At 65.2% G+C, this 17,772-nt stretch carries 12 protein-coding genes; 8 read left to right on the top strand and 4 right to left on the bottom strand.

The window, feature by feature from the left end:
• Window positions 1–2 precede the first annotated feature (2 nt).
• Window positions 3–944, top strand: coding sequence for an adenosine deaminase (locus AC5WEY_RS25065; protein WP_495647987.1), 942 nt, complete (start codon window positions 3–5; stop codon window positions 942–944).
• A gap of 1 nt (window position 945) precedes the next feature.
• Here AC5WEY_RS25065 and AC5WEY_RS25060 read toward each other — a convergent pair whose 3' ends face one another.
• Both AC5WEY_RS25060 and AC5WEY_RS25055 read right to left on the bottom strand, forming a co-directional pair.
• On the bottom strand, window positions 946–2,433 hold the full coding sequence (locus tag AC5WEY_RS25060; protein WP_495647986.1) for a molybdopterin-dependent oxidoreductase: 1,488 nt from the start codon (window positions 2,431–2,433) through the stop codon (window positions 946–948).
• A 134-nt stretch (window positions 2,434–2,567) separates the two neighbouring features.
• Window positions 2,568–3,881, bottom strand: a complete 1,314-nt coding sequence (locus AC5WEY_RS25055) for a D-arabinono-1,4-lactone oxidase (RefSeq protein ID WP_495647985.1) — start codon at window positions 3,879–3,881, stop codon at window positions 2,568–2,570.
• Between the two features lie 158 nt (window positions 3,882–4,039).
• Here AC5WEY_RS25055 and AC5WEY_RS25050 point away from each other — a divergent pair, with 158 nt between their 5' ends.
• Together AC5WEY_RS25050 and AC5WEY_RS25045 are read left to right on the top strand one after the other, a co-directional pair.
• Window positions 4,040–4,681, top strand: coding sequence for a TetR/AcrR family transcriptional regulator (locus tag AC5WEY_RS25050; protein WP_057475422.1), 642 nt, complete (start codon window positions 4,040–4,042; stop codon window positions 4,679–4,681).
• 76 nt (window positions 4,682–4,757) lie between these two features.
• Complete coding sequence (locus tag AC5WEY_RS25045) at window positions 4,758–5,972, top strand: alanine racemase (RefSeq protein ID WP_057475423.1); 1,215 nt, start codon at window positions 4,758–4,760, stop codon at window positions 5,970–5,972.
• On the opposite strand, the gene AC5WEY_RS25040 is transcribed toward AC5WEY_RS25045, so the two are convergent.
• The gene (locus AC5WEY_RS25040) at window positions 5,942–9,424 is read right to left on the bottom strand and encodes a TM0106 family RecB-like putative nuclease (protein WP_495647984.1); all 3,483 of its coding nucleotides are present in this window, start codon (window positions 9,422–9,424) and stop codon (window positions 5,942–5,944) included. The genes AC5WEY_RS25045 and AC5WEY_RS25040 overlap by 31 nt on opposite strands.
• Window positions 9,425–9,505: 81 nt before the next feature.
• Between AC5WEY_RS25040 and AC5WEY_RS25035 the strand changes: the two genes are divergently transcribed.
• Window positions 9,506–10,123, top strand: coding sequence for an alpha/beta hydrolase (locus tag AC5WEY_RS25035; RefSeq protein ID WP_057475425.1), 618 nt, complete (start codon window positions 9,506–9,508; stop codon window positions 10,121–10,123).
• A gap of 59 nt (window positions 10,124–10,182) precedes the next feature.
• On the opposite strand, the gene AC5WEY_RS25030 is transcribed toward AC5WEY_RS25035, so the two are convergent.
• A complete protein-coding gene (locus AC5WEY_RS25030; RefSeq protein ID WP_495647983.1) occupies window positions 10,183–11,970 on the bottom strand; it encodes an AMP-dependent synthetase/ligase in 1,788 nt (595 codons plus the stop codon).
• Window positions 11,971–12,246: 276 nt separating this feature from the next.
• On the opposite strand from AC5WEY_RS25030, the gene AC5WEY_RS25025 reads away from it, so the two are divergent.
• The 4 genes from AC5WEY_RS25025 to AC5WEY_RS25010 all read left to right on the top strand — a co-directional run bounded on the left by AC5WEY_RS25025 (window position 12,247) and on the right by AC5WEY_RS25010 (window position 17,705).
• Window positions 12,247–14,028 carry a DEAD/DEAH box helicase gene (locus AC5WEY_RS25025; protein ID WP_495647982.1) on the top strand — a complete coding sequence of 594 codons (1,782 nt, stop codon included), beginning with the start codon at window positions 12,247–12,249 and terminating at the stop codon, window positions 14,026–14,028.
• Window positions 14,029–14,134: 106 nt separating this feature from the next.
• The gene (locus tag AC5WEY_RS25020; RefSeq protein WP_495647981.1) at window positions 14,135–14,635 is read left to right on the top strand and encodes a 2Fe-2S iron-sulfur cluster-binding protein; all 501 of its coding nucleotides are present in this window, start codon (window positions 14,135–14,137) and stop codon (window positions 14,633–14,635) included.
• On the top strand, window positions 14,632–15,645 hold the full coding sequence (locus AC5WEY_RS25015) for an FAD binding domain-containing protein (protein WP_495647980.1): 1,014 nt from the start codon (window positions 14,632–14,634) through the stop codon (window positions 15,643–15,645). Before AC5WEY_RS25020 ends, AC5WEY_RS25015 begins: the two co-directional genes overlap by 4 nt.
• Window positions 15,642–17,705 (top strand): xanthine dehydrogenase family protein molybdopterin-binding subunit, encoded by a 2,064-nt coding sequence (locus AC5WEY_RS25010; protein ID WP_495647979.1) that lies wholly within the window; start codon window positions 15,642–15,644, stop codon window positions 17,703–17,705. Before AC5WEY_RS25015 ends, AC5WEY_RS25010 begins: the two co-directional genes overlap by 4 nt.
• The last annotated feature ends 67 nt before the right edge of the window (window positions 17,706–17,772 follow it).

The following is a 17,772-nucleotide window of genomic DNA, read 5'->3' as shown; positions in this document are numbered from 1 at the left end:
GAGTGAGTAACGATCAACTGGCCGAACTGCACCTGCACATCGAAGGGTCGCTCGAGCCTCCGCTGATCTTCGATCTTGCCGAGCGCAACGCAATCACGCTGCCGTACAAGGATATCGACGAACTGCAGGCGAAGTACGAGTTCACCGACCTGCAGTCCTTCCTGGACCTGTACTACGCGAACATGGCCGTGTTGCGCACGGCCGAGGATTTCGCCGATCTGGCCCGGGCCTACTTCCGTCGGACTGCGCAGGCCGGGGTGACGCATGCGGAGATCTTCTTCGATCCGCAGGCGCACACCGAGCGCGGTGTGCCGCTCGCGGCCGTCGTCGAGGGATTGGCCGACGCGTGCGCGACCAGCGAGCGTGAATTCGGCGTCACCAGTGGCTTGATCGCGTCGATTCTGCGCGACAAGCCGGTGCTGCACGCGAATCAACTTCTCGACGACCTGTTGGCAATGCAGGCTCCGATCATCGGGCTCGGTCTCGATTCTGCCGAGGTCGGCTACCCGCCGTCGTTGTTCGTCGACGTGTTCGCCAAGGCGCGTGCGGAGGGTTTGCACGTGGTCGCCCACGCCGGGGAGGAAGGCCCGCCCGACTACATCTGGCAGGCGCTGGATCTGCTGAAGGTCGAGCGCATCGATCACGGCGTGCGGTGCCTGGAAGACGAGGCGTTGGTGAATCGACTTGTCGAGGAACAGATTCCGCTCACCGTGTGCCCGCTGTCCAATGTCCGGCTCAAGGTGATCGACAACGTCGGGCAACTGCCGTTGCGGCAGATGCTCGAGCGCGGCCTGTCCGTGTCGATCAATTCCGACGATCCGGCCTACTTCGGTGGCTACGTCGACGACAACTTCGCTGCCCTCGAAGCGGGAATGGGCCTCACCGCGGCCGAGCGAAAGCAGTTGGCCGAGAACTCGATTCGCGCGAGCTTCCCAGCTACCTAGATCAGCTCGCCGTCACCGAGATCTTCGGGTAACCGGTCGCTCCGTCGGGAACGGTGTCGGCAGTCTTGTTGGTCTGCAGTTCTCCGGCAGAGTTGGTGGCGCGGGCACGGATCGCATGCTGGCCGGCAGGCAGGTCGAGTTCGACGCTCCATTGCCGCCAGGTGTCCTTGGAGTACTCCTCCGAGAGCGTGGCCGGCACCCAGTTGCCCTCGTCCACTTGCACTTCGACGCCCTGGATGCCGGTGTGTTGATCCCAGGCGACCCCTGCGATCACGGACTTCCCGGCCGGCATGGAGCTGCCCGATCTCGGGGTGTCGATCCGGGAGGCCGTCTTGATCGGTCCGAGTGCGCCCCAACCGCGGTCGGTCCAGTATGCCGTCACTCTGTCGAATCGGGTGATCTCGATGTCGGTGAGCCACTTGGTCGCCGAGACGTAGCCGTAGAGGCCTGGAACGACGAGCCGCGCCGGGTAGCCGTGCTCGACGGGCAGCGGTGCGCCGTTCATTCCCACCGCCAGTAAGGCGTCGCGGCCGTCGAGCAGAACCTCCAGTGGGGTGCCCGCGGTGAAGGCGTCGCTGCTCGACGACAGAGCCATGTCGGCGTCCGGGGAGATGCCTGCTTCTTCGAGAATGTCCTTGAGCGGGTAGCCGATCCACGTTGCATTGCCCACGAGGTCGCCGCCGACGATATTCGACACACAGGTCAGGGTGACCGTCTTTTCGACGGCCTGGCGCTGCGCCAAATCGGCGAACGTCAGCTCGATCTCGCGGTCGACCATGCCGTGGATACGCAGCGACCACGTATCCGACGCCACCCGCGGCACGACCAGCGCGGTGTCGATGCGGTAGAAGTCCTCGTTCGGGGTGATGTACGACGCGAGGCCGTCGATCTGCAGGTCCGCGCCGGCCGGTATCGGCGGTTGCGGCGTGGGTGTCGGAAGCATGAACCCGAGGCGATCGGCGGTGACGGCCCGCGCCGAGGTGAGCATCCGTCCGGCCGTCCCGGCAACGACGCCGAGTACGGCGGCACCGGCGGCGAGAGTCAGGAAGCTGCGTCGATTCATTCCCTCGGTTGCCGGGGCGGCGGCTCCGATCAGGGCGTGCAACACGACGATGCCCACGATGACGCCGCCGAGTGTCGGCACTGCGTAGAAGGCCGTTGCGTCGGGTCGCGTCACGGCTGCGAGTACGCCGAGCACGCCCAGTGCCGCGAACACGACGGCACCGATCGGTTTGCGGGCGATCCCGGCCGCGGCGGCGATAGCGGCGATCACGACGGCCATGCCGATGAACAGGGCGAGCTTGTCGGAGGTGCCGAACGTGTCGATGGCCCATTCACGGACCGCGGCCGGACTGTTGTCGACGGCCGAGGACCCGACGGCGGTCAGTGGCGACGAGTTCGGTCCGATCGGGACGGCGATCAATTGGCCGACACCGAGGACGACTCCGGCGGCGATGATGCCGGACAGCGCGCGTTTTCCTGTGCTCACTCGCTCCAATGTAAGCGTGCGGGGAGTGGCTGCGTGCACAGGACGCTCCACTCGACGCGGTGGCCTGGGGAAACCTACGTGAAGTTCACGGAAGTGGAGCAGAATGTGCGCGGAACGCTACACCGGGCTGCCGCTCAGGACAGCAGACGTGCGATGTACTCGCTGACGAACAGTCTGTGCGGGTCGATCGAATCGCGGACGCGGAGAAAATCGTCGAAGTGCTCGTAGGAATCACGCAGTTCGTCGCCGCCGAGAGAGTGGAGTTTGCCCCAGTGCGGCCTGCCGCCGACACTGCGGCAGATGGTCTCGACGGCGTCGAAATACTCCCGGTGATCGCGGCGGTGGTACTGGTGCACAGCGATGTAGGCCGTCGGGTGTCCATAGGCCGTGGAGAGCCAGATGTCGTCGGCGGCGGCGAATCGTACTTCGACGGGAAACGCGATGGATATCGAAGACTGCTCGAGCCAGCGATCCACCTCGCGGAGCACCCAGCCGATCTCGGATGCCGGCACCGCGTATTCCATCTCGACGAACTTGACCGTCCGCGAGGATGCGAACACTCGGTACGAGCGATCGGTGTACTCGCGGGCCGAGAGTGCCCGGGCCGAGACTGCGTTCAATCGAGGAATCAGGGCCGGCACCCGCGTCACCACGCGGTTGAGTCCCTCGAAGACCGTATTGGACAGCAGTTCGTCGTCGACGTAGGAGCGCACCTTGCCCAGCGGGTGTAGCCCGACGTTTCCGGGGAGGCGGGTGTTGCGTTTGGTCAGCACTCGATCGGTGTGGGGAAACCAGTAGAACTCGAAGTGGTCGACGGCAGCGACGGTGGCGTCGAGCTCGTCGAGCGTTGCCGTCAGCGTCGACGGTTCCTCGACGGCCCGCAGGGCGAACGCCGGAACGCAGTGCAGTGTGACTCTGGTGATGACGCCGAGCGCACCGAGACCGACACGGGCCGCGTCGAACAGGTCGGGGTTCTCCTGGCGGGAGCACTGCACCAGCTGTCCGTCCGCGCTCATCAGCTCCAGCGCATGCACTTGGGTGGCGATGCCGCCGAATCGGCCGCCGGTTCCGTGCGTGCCCGTGGAGATGGCTCCGGCAACGGATTGTTCGTCGATGTCGCCGAGGTTGGTCATGGCAAGTCCGAACTCCCACAACTGCGCGGAAAGATCGCGCAGCCGAGTACCGGCAAGCACTGTCACTCGGGCGCAGCCGTCCTCGTCGCGGACCACCGATTCGATGCCGGACAACGAATCGAGGCTGATCTGAACACCGTGGGTGACGGCGATCGGGGTGAAGGAGTGACCGGCACCCACGCACCGCACCGGCCGAGACGCGTCGACGGCTCGCCGCAGAACGCTGCGCAGATCGTCCACCGATGTGGGCTCGGCGCGGTCCGACGGGAACGCGTGTTGATTACCTGCCCAGTTCTGCCACGGCCGCCCGATCACCGAACCACTATCCCACTCCCGAACCCACACCGAGCTCCCCGATGCAACCGCAGGGGCATTCCGCAGGCTCCACTCCCGTGGGACATGGTCATTCCGCAGGCTCCACTCCCGTGGGTCAATACGAGGCACAGTCTTCGGCAGCGCCCTAGTATCGGGTCATGCAATCGAGGCTGCCCGCGGATGTGCGACGCGCACAACTGGTGCAGTCGGCGATCGACGTTGCCGAGCAGGTGGGTATCGAGTCCCTGACGGTGCGCGCACTCTCGGAGTACGCCGACGTCACGAAGGGCATCGTGCAGTACCACTTCGACACCAAGCAGGATCTGGTGATCGCAATGGGGGAGCACCTCATCGTCGACGTCACCGAGATTCTGCACGCGGCACTCGACAGCGCGGTCGGTACACGGAAACTGCCGGGAGTTCGAGGTCTTCGCGAGCTGGTGCACGGCGGACTGAGCGCGGTGTGGTTGTTGATCGAGAAGTCGCCGGATCGGCAGTTGCTCGCGTACGAGATCAAGACCTACCTGCTGCGGCATCGCGCGCTCGGATCTGCCACCGCTGCCGAGATCGCCAATGGCCAGTACCGGATCCGGGACACCGAGGCCCAGCTGTTCTTCGAGAAGTGCTCCGATCACACCGGCACGAGATGGCTCGAGCCGGTGGAGTCGATCGCGCGCTTCGGGATGGCGACTCTCGACGGGCTGGTGCTGCGGTGGTTGGTCGACGGCGACGACCTCGAGGTGCTGGCGCAGATCGACGACCTGTCCGGGCTGATCGCAGGCAAAGCTCTGGACCGTTGAGTGCTCGCCGGGACTTCTCGGCTGCGGAGTGTTTGACTGTGTGGGCCCGGCAACGACGACGAAGGAATGTTGAAGTATGAGTTCGATCGCCGGTGTCGTCACTATCGACACGACACCACTGTCTCGTATCGCCACTGCTACCGAGGGTCTCGAATCCCCCTTGGCTGCAGTCGATTCCGTCGCCCTCGATGCCAATGCGGCGGCGTTGCGGGCGCGAGCGAAGGGTGTGCCGATTCGGATCGCCAGCAAGTCGGTGCGTTGCCGTGCCGTCCTCGATCGGGTACTCGCAACCGACGGCGTGAGCGGGGTCATGGCGTACTCGCTGCGTGAGGCTGTGTGGCTCGCGCGCCAGGGCGTCGAGGACATCCTGATGGGCTATCCGAGTGTCGACCGCACTGCCCTCGCCGAGGTCGTCAACGATCGGGTTCTGTCGGGTCGCATCACGTTGATGGTCGACGACGTCGCACAATTGGACATCGTGCGCGACGCCACCCGCAGCGACCTTCTCAAGCCTCGTATCTGTATCGATGTCGATGCCTCGCTGCGAATCGGGCCGCTGCACATCGGGGTCAGGCGTTCTCCGCTACGCGATCCCGAGCAGGTCGCCGCTTTCGCGCGGGTGGCGCATTCGCGGGGGTTCCGGGTCGTCGGTCTGATGTTCTACGAGGCGCAGATCGCCGGAGTGCCCGACTCCAATGTTGCGGTGGAATGGATGAAGTCGCTTTCTGCTCGTGAGATCTCCACGCGCAGAAGGGCAGTGGTCGAGGCGGTGTCTGCGGCGGTGGGTCGAATCGAGATCGTCAACAGCGGTGGCACCGGGTCGATCGACTTCTCGGCTGCCGATCCGGTCGTCACCGAGGTCACCGCCGGATCCGGTCTGTTCGCGCCGACACTCTTCGATCGGTACCGCGCCTTCTCGGCCGAGCCGTCGCTGTTCTTCGCTCTGCCGGTGGTACGCAAGCCCACCCCGCAGATCGCCACGTTGTTCGGCGGTGGCTACATCGCGTCGGGTCCGGCGTCGGGGTCGCGATCCCCGCGGCCGGTCGCCTGGTCGAGAAAGGCCGCCGGAGTGATTACCTCAGGGTTGAAGCTTCTGCGCAACGAGGGTGCCGGTGAGGTGCAGACTCCGGTGAGCGGGGCCGATGGGGTGCAGATCGGTGATCGAGTCTGGTTTCGGCACGCGAAGGCGGGCGAACTGTGCGAGCGATTCGACACCCTGCATCTGGTGCACACCGACGGATCCGTCGAACCGGTCCCCACCTACCGCGGCGAGGGCATGGCCTTCGGCTGAATCCCGTTCTCGCACAGGCTCATGAAGGTGCCCAGGGTGCGCAGCCCGTCCGGGGTCGACGGCAAGTACTGGGTCAATGCTCGTGATCGGATCAGTATCGCGGCCCACTGACCGCGAGAGACGGCGACATTGAGTCGGTTGCGTGAGAGCAGAAAGCCCATGCCGCGTGGCACGTCCTCGATCGCCGATGCCGCCATCGAGATCAACACCACCGGTGCCTGTCGGCCCTGGAACTTGTCGACGGTTCCAACCGAAACGTCGTCCAGGCCGGCGGCCGCCAAGCGCTCGAGGATGACGGCGACCTGCGCGTTGTAGGCCGCGACGACGAGAAAGTCGGATTGCTCCATCGGACGCGCGCCCTCGAACGACTCAGGGTTGCTCCACGATCGACCCACGAGACCCTGGACTCGTGCGACGATCTCGTCGGCTTCTTCGGCCGAGTCCGTGGAGTTCCCGTGATGGTCCAGATAGACGACGTGCAGGCCGGGCTCCAGTCCTGTCAGTGAACGAGTCTGTGTCACAGCGCTGTTGGACTGCAATTTGCCCTCGTACGACAGCGTCGAGACGGGTGCGCACAAGGCCGGGTGCATCCGCCACGTCGTCGCCAGGAAGTACCCGCGATCGGCGGGCAGTGTCGGGTGACCGTCGGTGATCCAACCCAGCGCGGATTCGTCGACGCGTTCGGGGTGGGTTCCCTGACTGACCTGCGGTAGCTGTGCCGGGTCGCCGAGCAGCAACAGGTTGCGTGCGGACACCGAGACGGCGATGGTGTTGGCCAGCGAGAACTGCCCGGCCTCGTCCACGACCAGCAGATCCAGAGCACCGCGCGGTATCCGGCCGGGGTTGGAGAAGTCCCAGGCGGTGCCGCCGATGACGCAACCTTGCTCGGCGTCGGTGACGAAACGGGCGTAGTCGGTGGGTTCGACGACGGTGTGGGCTGTCGGGGCCTTCTTGCCCACCTTGGCCGGGTCCACCCCGGCCGCGACGATGGTGTCCAGCAGATTGTTCACCACGTGATGCGACTGGCCGACCACGCCGATGCGCCAGTGATGGATATCGACCAGTTCGGCGATCACCCGCGCGGCGGTGTAGGTCTTCCCGGTCCCGGGTGGGCCCTGAACGGCTACGTAGGAGTTCTCCAGATCGAGGAGCGCTGCGGTGACCGCAGCTGCGTAGTTGTGGCCCTCGACCGCGGGAAGGCCTGTGCCGGAGCGGGTTCGCGGCGCAGACAGCGTCAGCAGATCGGCGATGGCCGTACGCGGAAGGTGGGGCAGGGCGGCGCTGACCTCGGTGGCCACGGCGAGGATCGCCTCTTCGAGGTACTTGGTCGCGGGCGGCGGCTCCGGTGCCGTCGCGATGGGAAAGTCGGTGTAGGCGGTCACGCCCTTGCGCAGGTTCTCCTGCACGACGACCATGTCGAGGGTGCCCTCGTAGCCGGCCTGCACGATCTCGACGGACGTGGTCGCGCGATGGGTCGGTTGCTGTTTCGGCAGTCCTTCCGGAGCTGGTTCCGCGTAGAGGAGTTTGACCTTCGAGCCCCCGAGCACGCCGCTGCTCAGATGGCCCAACAGCTTGATCTGGCGTCGTTGAACCCGCTGTGTGGGTGCCGTTTTCATCCAGTCGTGCACCAGTTCCGCACGTTCGACTTTCAACACGTCCGCCGCATCGGGCCACTCGTCCATCGGGTGGGTCAGTCGATCGAAGTGGGCCCACCAGAACGGCTTTCGCTCTCGGCGGTGATAGCCGACGGCACCGGCGAACAGGGCCACGGCCTGCTGCGTCGGGGTGCGATCCCAGGGCAACCCCGCATACTCGGCAAGGTCGAGTTCCAGCGGGCTCGCGGTATCGGAAGCGCCATTGTCGAGGTCGAGCTCCAGGTTCTCGCGCTGAGAGACACCGGCGTCCGATGCGCGCTCGAGCAACCAATCGCGCAGTCGCAGAGTCGATTCGCAGTCGGTGCGGTTGTACTCGGCAATATCGGCCAGGAGAGCGGCGGCCTCGACATCCTTGCCCTGATCCCGCAGATCGCACCAGTTCGCGTATTCGACGATCGATGCAGCGGCGTCGGTGACGTCCCCGTCGCGGGCGGCAGGCATGTAGAGCGGTTCGAGTTTCTTGATGCTGTAGGAACGGGCTCCGATGCGCACCGCAGACCGCACGACCGGATAGAGGTCCACCAACACGTTGTCCCGCAACAGATCGTCGACGGCGTCCTCGCCCACTCCGTAGCGCCCGGCCAGTCGCAGCAGCGCCGTCTTCTCGTACGGCGCGTAGTGATAGACGTGCATGTTCGGGTGTGCGGCGCGGCGCGCGGAGACGTAGTCGAGAAAGTCGATCAGGGCACGGCGTTCCTGTGCGCGATCGTGCGCCCAGAACGGCAGGAAGTCGCCGTCGGCGGTGTATACGCCGAACAGGTACTCGAGGCCCCATTCCGGGAGTGGAGCCTGCGGAACGACCCCAGGTACGGAGCTGCCCGTCTCGGCCCACAGTGGATCGCCCTCGAAGTCGAAGAAGATGTCGCCCGGGTCGGGTTCGGGAATCACGCCCAGGGCTTCGGCGTCGAATATCTCGAACTCGGCCTCGCCGCTGCGTTCCTGACGAACCTGCAGCGCCGCCTGGGCGCGCAGGTTCGCCGTCGTTCGAGTGGACATCCCCTCGATGACCCCGGTCGATGCCGCGAGCTCGTCCACCGTGGTGATTCCGGCGTCGAGCAGCTTGTCGCGCGTGCTCGCACGCATGCCGGCCACGAGAACCAGGTCTCGGTGCTGTTCCACTTCGACATCGCAGGCCTCGCACTGCCCGCAACCGGAGTAGCGCGAATCGAACCAGTCGACGACGGTGCCTTCGGCCTGGTGCTCGTCGAGGATGTGCTGCAGATGCTCTCGGGACTGCCGGTAGACCGGAAGTATCTCGGCGAGAGAGTGCGCAGAATCGCTGCCGTCGCCGAGCATCAGGTGAACCTTGTCGCTCGGTGAGACTCCGCCGGCCTTCAGCGCGTCGGCGTAGGCCGCCAACTGCAGCAGCGCCGGCACCTTTGCGTGCCGCGAGAGCTTGGTGTCGTAGACGCCGTAGCCCTTCCCTTCCGCCACCAAAAAGTCGCAGAAGCCCAAGAACCGGCCGTCGAAGAAGGTCGCCTGGTACACCACGGGGGTGCGTGCGGTCAGCGCGGTGAAGGTTGCCCATGCAGCGTCCGCCAGTTCCTGGGCGGTACGTCCCGGTCTGTCCATCGTCAGGACGCCGCCGGGGTAGCGCTGCTCGAAGACCGCCAGTTGTCGACGTTCGTGCTCGAATCCGAGCGCGGAGGTTCGGTCGAGCATGGGGTCGGGTTCGGCGACTGCGCGCGGGATCAGTCCGGTCAGCCCGTCGAGTCGGCGGAGCAATGCGAACTCGCAGGACGCTGCCGCCGCGAGGTCGCTGGCGCTGTAGACGACCCGATCGGCGAGGAGGAACACAAGTGCACACCCTAGCCATCGACGACAGCGGCACCGGTCACGTTGCGCGCGGATGTCGACGAGACGAGGCAAAATGATCGAATGCCATTTTTCGACGGAGCCACCGGTGCTGTCCATTACCGAAACTGGACCGTTCCCGATGCTCGTTTCGGTCTTGTCTTCCTCCACGGTCTCGGTCAGAACAGCGGCCACTATCACCGGTTCGCTCGGGTGCTGAACGGTCGCGGAGTGGACGTGTGGGCGGTCGATCACGTCGGCCACGGCCTCACCGAAGGGGAGCTCACCGACGCGGCTCAGATAGCCGGCCTGGCTCAGAATGCGCTGCAGTTGCTCGACATCGCCGAGGCCGAACATCCCGAATTGTCGTTCGCGCTGATGGGGCACTCGTTGGGTGCTGCGACGGCCATCGCAGCGCTCGGCGCGCATCCGGAGGCAGTCCGGTGCGCCGTGCTGTGCGGCACTCCGAAGTCGGTGACGGGCGCGTCCGACGACCTTTCGGACAATGTGATTCCGATCCTGGCCGTGCACGGTGTCGACGACCGCTTGGCTCCGATCGATGCGGTACGCGAGTGGATCGGCGGCGTACCCGACGCGTCCCTGCACGAGTTCGACGACGGCGGCCACGACCTGTTGCACGAGAAGATTCACCTGCAGGTGACGATGGCGGTCGCGGAGTTCCTCGACGAGCACATGTCCTGATCCCAGAACGTCGAAGGCCCGGCGTGCACAGCACGCCGGGCCTTGTCGTCGAAGTCGATTTACGAGTAGATGGCCTCGATGTCGCTGCCACGCTCGGAGTGGATGATGTTGCGCTTGAGCTTCATCGTCGGGGTGAGCTCTCCGGTTTCGACGGTGAAGTCGTTCTCGAGGATCGTGTACTTCTTGATCTGCTCGGGGTTGGAGACCTTCTTGTTTGCCTCGGCCACGGCCTTGTCGATCTCGGCGACGAGGTCGGCGTTCTTCGACAGCTCGGCGAACGGGATGTCGGCCGACAGGTTGTGGCGTTCGAGCCAGCCCGGCATTGCCTCGGGGTCGAGGGTGATGAGGGCACCGATGAACGGCTTGGCGTCACCGACGACGAGGCACTGACTGACGATTGCGTTGGCGCGCAGGGCGTCCTCGAGTACCGCGGGAGCGACGTTCTTGCCGCCCGCGGTGACGATGATTTCCTTCTTGCGGCCGGTGATCGAGACGAAGCCCTCCTGGTCGATCGCGCCGAGGTCGCCGGTGTGGAACCAACCGTCGACGATCGCTTCGGCGGTGGCCTTCTCGTTGTGCCAGTAACCGCTGAACACCACCGGGCCCTTGAGCAGCAGTTCGCCGTCCTCGGCGACCTTGACCGAGTGGCCGTCGATGGGCTTGCCGACGGTGCCGACGCGCTGTTCCTTGGTGGTGTTGACCGTGACGGCCGCACTGGTCTCGGTCAGTCCGTAGCCCTCGTACACCGGGACGCCTGCGCCACGGAAGAAATGGCCGAGGCGAGCGCCGAGGGGGCCGCCGCCGGAGACCGCACGGTCGCAGTTGCCGCCGAGCGCGGCCCGCAGCTTGGAGTACACGAGCTTGTCGAAGACGGTGTGCTTGAGGTTGAGAACCAGGCCTGCGCCGCCCTTCTCCTGGGCCTCGCTCCACTCGATGGCCGTCGCGGCGGCCTTGTCGAAGATGCTGCCCTTGCCGCCGTCGTGTGCCTTCTGCTTGGCCGAGTTATAGACCTTCTCGAACACGCGCGGCACCGACAGGATGAAGTTCGGCTTGAAGACGGCGAACTGCTCGACCAATGTCGAGACGTCCGAGGTGTGGCCCACGGTCACCTTCGACTCGAACGAGCCGAACGACACCGCGCGGGCGAACACGTGCGCCATCGGGAGGAACATCAGCGTGCGATTGCCCTCGCGCATGGAGTCGTGCAACGCGATCTGGGTGGCCTGGACCTCGGCGTAGAAGTTCGCATGCGTGAGCTGCACACCTTTGGGGCGACCAGTGGTGCCCGAGGTGTAGATCAAGGTGGCCGGGGAAGCAGCGGTGACCTGGTGCCGACGGGTATGCACGTCCTCGTCGCTGACTCCCGCGCCGCGGGTGGTCAGCTCGTCGATTGCACCGGCGTCGATCTGGAGTACCTCGCGCAGATCCTTGGCACCTTCGGTGACCTCTTTGAGGTTCGAGGCATGCTTCGGGGTCTCGACGACGAGCAGCTTCGTCGCGGAGTCCTCGAGGATCCACTGGGCCTGGTCGGCCGAGGAGGTCTCGTAGATCGCGACGGTGCAACCACCGGCGGTCCAGATGGCGTAGTCGAGAACGACCCATTCGTAGCGGGTCGCGCTGAGAATCGCGACGCGATCACCGAGTTCGATGCCCGATGCGATCAGGCCTTTGGCGACGTTGGTGACCTCTTTGGCGAACTGGCCCGCGGTGACGTCGGTCCAGGTGCCGTTCACGAGTCGCTGGAAGGGTACGAGGTTCGGCGATTCCTTCTCGTACCGGAAGACGGTGTCGGCCATGGAAGCGTCGTCGGGAATGGTGAACGACGCCGGCACAGAATATTCGCGCACTGCTGGACCCCTTACGGAAAAATAGCGTGGTAGTTGTGCATTTCATCACACCCCGGTCCGTAACGCACCACCGAGGGTGTCCGGTTTGTGAATTTTGGTCGGCTCAGGGGGGAGTTGAGTGTGACTCGGCGTACAACTTATCCGTCCGCAGCCGCCCCTCGCCGCCGGGTCGTGTCTGTGAGGCTCCTCGCACGAAGCGTCGGTGGCACCGTTTTCGTCACCTGATCAGCGTAGAAGGGGTCGCAGGGGTCGAGCAGGTACTAAACTCGGCGACATATGAGCACTTCAGAATCTGATCAGGATGCCGCCGTGACGTCTGACGAGACGAGTTCGCCCCCTCCCGCCCCAGAGGGTGACGACATCACCTTTGCCGATCTCGGAATAGACGAGCGGGTCCTGAAGGCCCTGCGCGACGTCGGCTACGAGAGCCCGTCGCCCATTCAGGCGGCGACCATTCCACCGTTGATGGCGGGTAACGACGTCGTCGGCCTCGCACAGACCGGAACCGGCAAGACCGCCGCGTTCGCGGTGCCGATTCTGTCTCGTCTGGACGTCTCGCGCCGCACGCCGCAGGCATTGGTGCTGGCACCGACCCGCGAGCTGGCATTGCAGGTGGCCGAGGCGTTCGGTAAGTACGCCACCCACATTCCGGGTCTGCACATTCTGCCCATCTACGGCGGCCAGGCGTACGGCATCCAGTTGTCCGGTCTGCGCAAGGGTGCCCAGATCATCGTCGGTACACCGGGTCGTGTCATCGACCACCTCGAGAAGGGCACCCTCGACCTGTCCGGGCTCGAGTACCTCGTGCTCGACGAGGCCGACGAGATGCTCAAGATGGGGTTTCAGGAGGACGTCGAGCGCATCCTGTCCGACACTCCCGAGTACAAGCAGGTCGCGCTGTTCTCGGCCACGATGCCGGCCGCGATTCGCAAGATCTCCAAGCAGTATCTGCACGACCCGGTAGAGATCACCGTCAAGACCAAGACGTCGACGGCACCGAACATCACCCAGCGGTACGTGCAGGTGGCGCATCAGCGCAAGCTCGAGGCGCTCACTCGAATCTTCGAGGTCGAAGAGTTCGAGGCCATGATCATGTTCGTGCGCACCAAGCAGGCCACCGAGGAGCTTGCCGAGAAACTGCGCGCACGGGGCTTCTCGGCCGCTGCGATCAACGGCGACATCGTGCAGGCTCAGCGCGAGCGCACCATCGGCCAGCTCAAGAACGGCCAGATCGACATTCTGGTGGCCACCGATGTAGCAGCCCGTGGCCTCGATGTGGACCGGATCTCGCACGTCATCAACTACGACATCCCGCACGACACCGAGTCCTACGTGCACCGCATCGGCCGCACCGGCCGCGCGGGCCGAGCCGGTCAGGCTCTGCTGTTCGTCGCGCCGCGGGAACGTCACCTGCTCAAGGCCATCGAGCGTGCGACGCGTCAGCCCATCACCGAGATGCAGTTGCCCAGCGTCGACGACGTCAATGCGCAGCGCGTGACGAAGTTCAAGGACTCCATCACCGAGAGTCTCGGTAACGAGAATCTGGCGCTGTTCCGCCGCCTCATCGAGGACTACGAGCGCGAGCACGACGTGCCCTTGGTCGACATCGCGGCAGCGCTGGCGATCCAGTCGCGCGACGGCGAAGCGTTCCTGTTGAAGCCGGAGCCGCCTGCCCCGCCGCGCGCACCCCGGGAGCCGCGGGAGCCGCGTCCGCCGCGCACGTTCGACGAGGATGCGGCCAGCTCGCATCACCGCAAGACGGGCCAGGAAATGGCGACGTACCGCATCAGCGTCGGAAAGCGTCATCACGTTGCGCCCGGTGCCATCGTCGGTGCCATCGCCAACGAAGGTGGTCTGCGTCGAAGCGATTTCGGACACATCAGCATTCGTCCCGACCATTCGCTGGTCGAGCTGCCTGCGGATCTGGCCGACGAGACGGTCGAGGCGTTGCGTCGTACCCGCATCAGCGGTGTGCTGATTCAGCTGCAGCCCGATTCCGGTCCTCCCGGACGTAGTGGTGGGCCGCGGGGCGGCGGGAAGTTCAAGGGCAGGCGCTAGAGCGGCTTCGCCGCACGTGCACGGTAATTCGTAGTGGGTTACGAATTTCCGTGCACGACCCCAGCGCAAGCGTTTGGTAGATCCGGCCTCGGGTATCCGCCCGTGCATGACCCACGTCACACTCAGTGTCAACGGAACCGAACGCGAGATCGACTGCGACACCCGCACCACCCTGCTCGACGCACTACGCGAGAACCTCGACCTCATCGGGGCCAAGAAGGGGTGTGATCACGGGCAGTGCGGTGCCTGCACCGTTCTGGTCGATGGTCGCCGGATCAACAGTTGCCTGACGTTTGCTGTCGCGCAGCACGGTCGTGAGATCGTCACGGTCGAGGGATTGTCCGACGGCGACACGCTGCACCCGGTGCAACAGGCCTTCGTCGATCGTGATGCGTTCCAGTGCGGGTACTGCACGTCCGGGCAGATCTGCTCGGCGGTCGCGGTGATCGAAGAGGCCAAGCAGGGATGGCCCAGCGCCATCACCGAGGACCTCGAGGCCACCGACGTCGAACTCGACTCGGGCGAAGTGCGAGAACGGATGAGCGGCAACCTCTGTCGCTGCGGTGCCTACGCCAACATCGTTCCGGCCGTGCAGGACGCATCGTGAAGACGTTCGAGTACGGCACCGCCACGGCGGTCGACGACGCGGTGGCCCGCCTCGCCCAGGACGAGCACGCGATGGTGCTCGGCGGAGGAACCAACCTCGTCGATCTGATGAAGCTGGGGGTTGCAAGCCCGTCGACTCTGATCGACGTGACGCGATTGCCGCTGCACGACATCGAGATAGTCGCCGACGGTTCCCTGCACATCGGTGCCGCCGTGACCAACAGCGACCTCGCCGTGCATCCGGTGGTGCGTCAGCGCTATCCGGTGCTGTCGCGGGCGGTTCTCTCCGGTGCATCGGGTCAACTACGCAATATGGCGACCACCGGCGGAAACCTGTTCCAGCGCACTCGATGTGTGTACTTCATGGACTCGTCGAAGCCGTGCAACAAGCGCGAACCGGGCTCGGGCTGCCCTGCGCGCGAAGGCGAAAATCGAAACCTGGCCATCCTCGGGGCGTCGCAGGCCTGCGTGGCAACGCACCCTTCGGACATGGCGGTGGCGCTGTCGGCACTCGACGCGCGCATCGTCGTTCATGGAGTCGACGGCGAACGCGTCCTCGCGATCGACGACTTCTACCGACTCCCGGGGGACGAACCCGAGCGCGACAACACGGTGGCTCGGACCGAGATCGTCACGGCCATCGAGATTCCGAAGCCGGCCGACACCGCCGTCTCCACTTACCGCAAGGTGCGCGATCGGCAGTCCTACGCCTTCGCGATCGCGTCCGTCGCCGCTGTTCTCGATGTCGAGGACGGGATCGTGCGTGGAGTGTCGATCGCTCTGGGCGGCGTCGCACACAAGCCGTGGCGGGCACACACTGCCGAGCATGCACTGTTGGGTACCGCCGCGGACGAGGCGTCGTTCCGGCGGGCCATGGCGCTCGAGCTCGATTCTGCAGAGCCGTTACGCGACAACGCGTTCAAGATTCCGTTGGTGACCAATCTCGTTGCCCGAACTCTGGTCGAACTCGTGGAGTCGAGCGCTACGAAAGAAATGGGAGACCGATCATGACGGCTTCGATCGGGCAGTCGATTCAGCGCACCGAGTCCATCGCCAAGGTCACCGGTACGGCGCGCTATGCCGCGGAGCAGCCGCCGGCCGTCGGGCAGTTGTATGCCTGGTACGTGCCCGCGACGGTTCCCGCCGGGATTGTCGAGCATGTCGAACTCGGTGCCGACGCCGCGGTGCACGCCGTCCTCTGGCACGGCAACGCCGAGAAGCTCGGCGACGTCGAGGATGCCGAACTGCATGTGCTGCAGTCGAATACCGTTTCCTATCGCGGCCAGATCGTAGCCGTCGTTGTGGCCGACACCCTTCAAGCCGCGCGTGCCGCCGCCGCCCAGGTTCAGGTGCGGTACGCCGACGTTCGCTCACCCGACAACACTTTGACCGCCGAGCACAGCTCGCTGTACGCGCCCGAATCAGTGAACGCGGGGTTTCCCACGGACGTCACGATCGGCGATGCCGATGCTGCGTTGAAGACGGCCGAGCACGTCGTCGACAACTGGTACTCGACGGCTCCGATGCACAACAGTCCGATGGAGCCGCATGCCACCACGGCGCAGTGGTCCGACGGCGTTCTGACACTCTGGGATTCGACGCAGGCACCGTCGGGTGTCCAGGGCGACCTGGCCACGGCGTTCGATCTGGAACCCGAGAATGTTCGTGTGATCGCCGAGAACGTCGGCGGCGGATTCGGTGCGAAGGGCAGCACTCGGCCCAACGCGGTCCTCGCGGCGATGGCGGCGCGGGCGACCGGCAAGACCGTCAAACTCGTGCTGCCGCGGCAAGCGCTGTTCGACATGGTCGGCTATCGCACCCCGACGCTCAATCATGTTCGCCTGGGTGCTGATTCGAGCGGCACACTGGCTGCGATCGCGCACGATTCCTTCCAGCAGACCAGCACCATCTTCGAGTTCTGTGAGCAGACCTCGGAGTCGACCCGGCATATCTATGCGGCCCCGAACCGTCGCACCACCCACCGACTCGCGAAGCTGGATGTCGGAACTCCTCGGTGGATGCGGGCACCGGGTGAAGCGCCCGGAATGTTCGCGGTCGAGACGGCGATCGACGAATTGGCTGTGGCCACCGGAATCGATCCGATCGAACTGCGCATTCGCAACGAGCCGGAAGTCGATCCCGCCAGCGGCAACCCGTTCAGCTCACGCAGTGTGGTGCAATGCCTTCGCGAGGGGGCCGAGAAATTCGGCTGGGATCGCCGCGACTTCGTGCCCGGACAGCGCCGAGAGGGCAACACCCTGATCGGAATGGGAGTCGCGACGGCCAGCTACCCGGTGCTGATTTCGCCGAGTACCGCGGCGGCGCGAGTGGAGCATGACGGCACGATCACGGTGTCCGTCGCTGCGACGGACATCGGCACCGGTGCGCGGACCGTGCTGCGTCAGATTGCCGCTGATGCTCTGGAGGTCGACGTCGACACCGTTACCGTCGAACTCGGCGACAGCGCTCTGCCGAAGGCTCCGGGCGCCGGCGGATCCTCGGGTACCTCGTCGTGGGGTTGGGCCGTCACCAAGGTCTGCCACTCGCTGAAGTCACAGGGTTCGTACGAGCCGGGCAACTCGGCCGAGGCCGACACCACCGATGACGTGGAGGGCCAGAAGGAGTTGGCGCGCATGGCTTTCGGTGCCCAGTTCGCCGAAGTGGCCGTGGACGTCGACACCGGTGAAGTACGGGTACGCAGAATGCTCGGTGTCTTCGGTATCGGCGCGGTGATGAATCCGCGGCTGGCCCGATCTCAGCTCATCGGCGGTATGACGTTCGGTCTCGGGATGGCGCTGATGGAAAGTGGCATCGTCGATCACGAGTTCGGCGGGTTCGCCAACCACGACCTCGCCGAGTATCACATTCCGGCGTGCGCGGACGTCACCGACCTCGAGGCCGTCTGGATCGACGAGGTCGACACCGAACTCGCCCCGATGGGTGGCAAGGGAATCGGTGAGATCGGTGCGGTCGGTTCCTCGGCGGCCATCGGGAATGCGGTCTACAACGCCACCGGCGTCCGAGTCCGCGACCTTCCGATCACCCTGGACAAGGTGCTGCCACACCTGTAGAGCGGCGTCGCCGCATGTGCACGGAACTTCGTAGCCCACTACGAAGTTCCGTGCACATGCCTCGACG

Source organism: Rhodococcoides sp. S146-33, assembly GCF_059489205.1.
The sequence above is the reverse complement of the archived record's forward strand: the minus strand, read 5'-3'. Positions and strand labels throughout refer to the sequence as shown.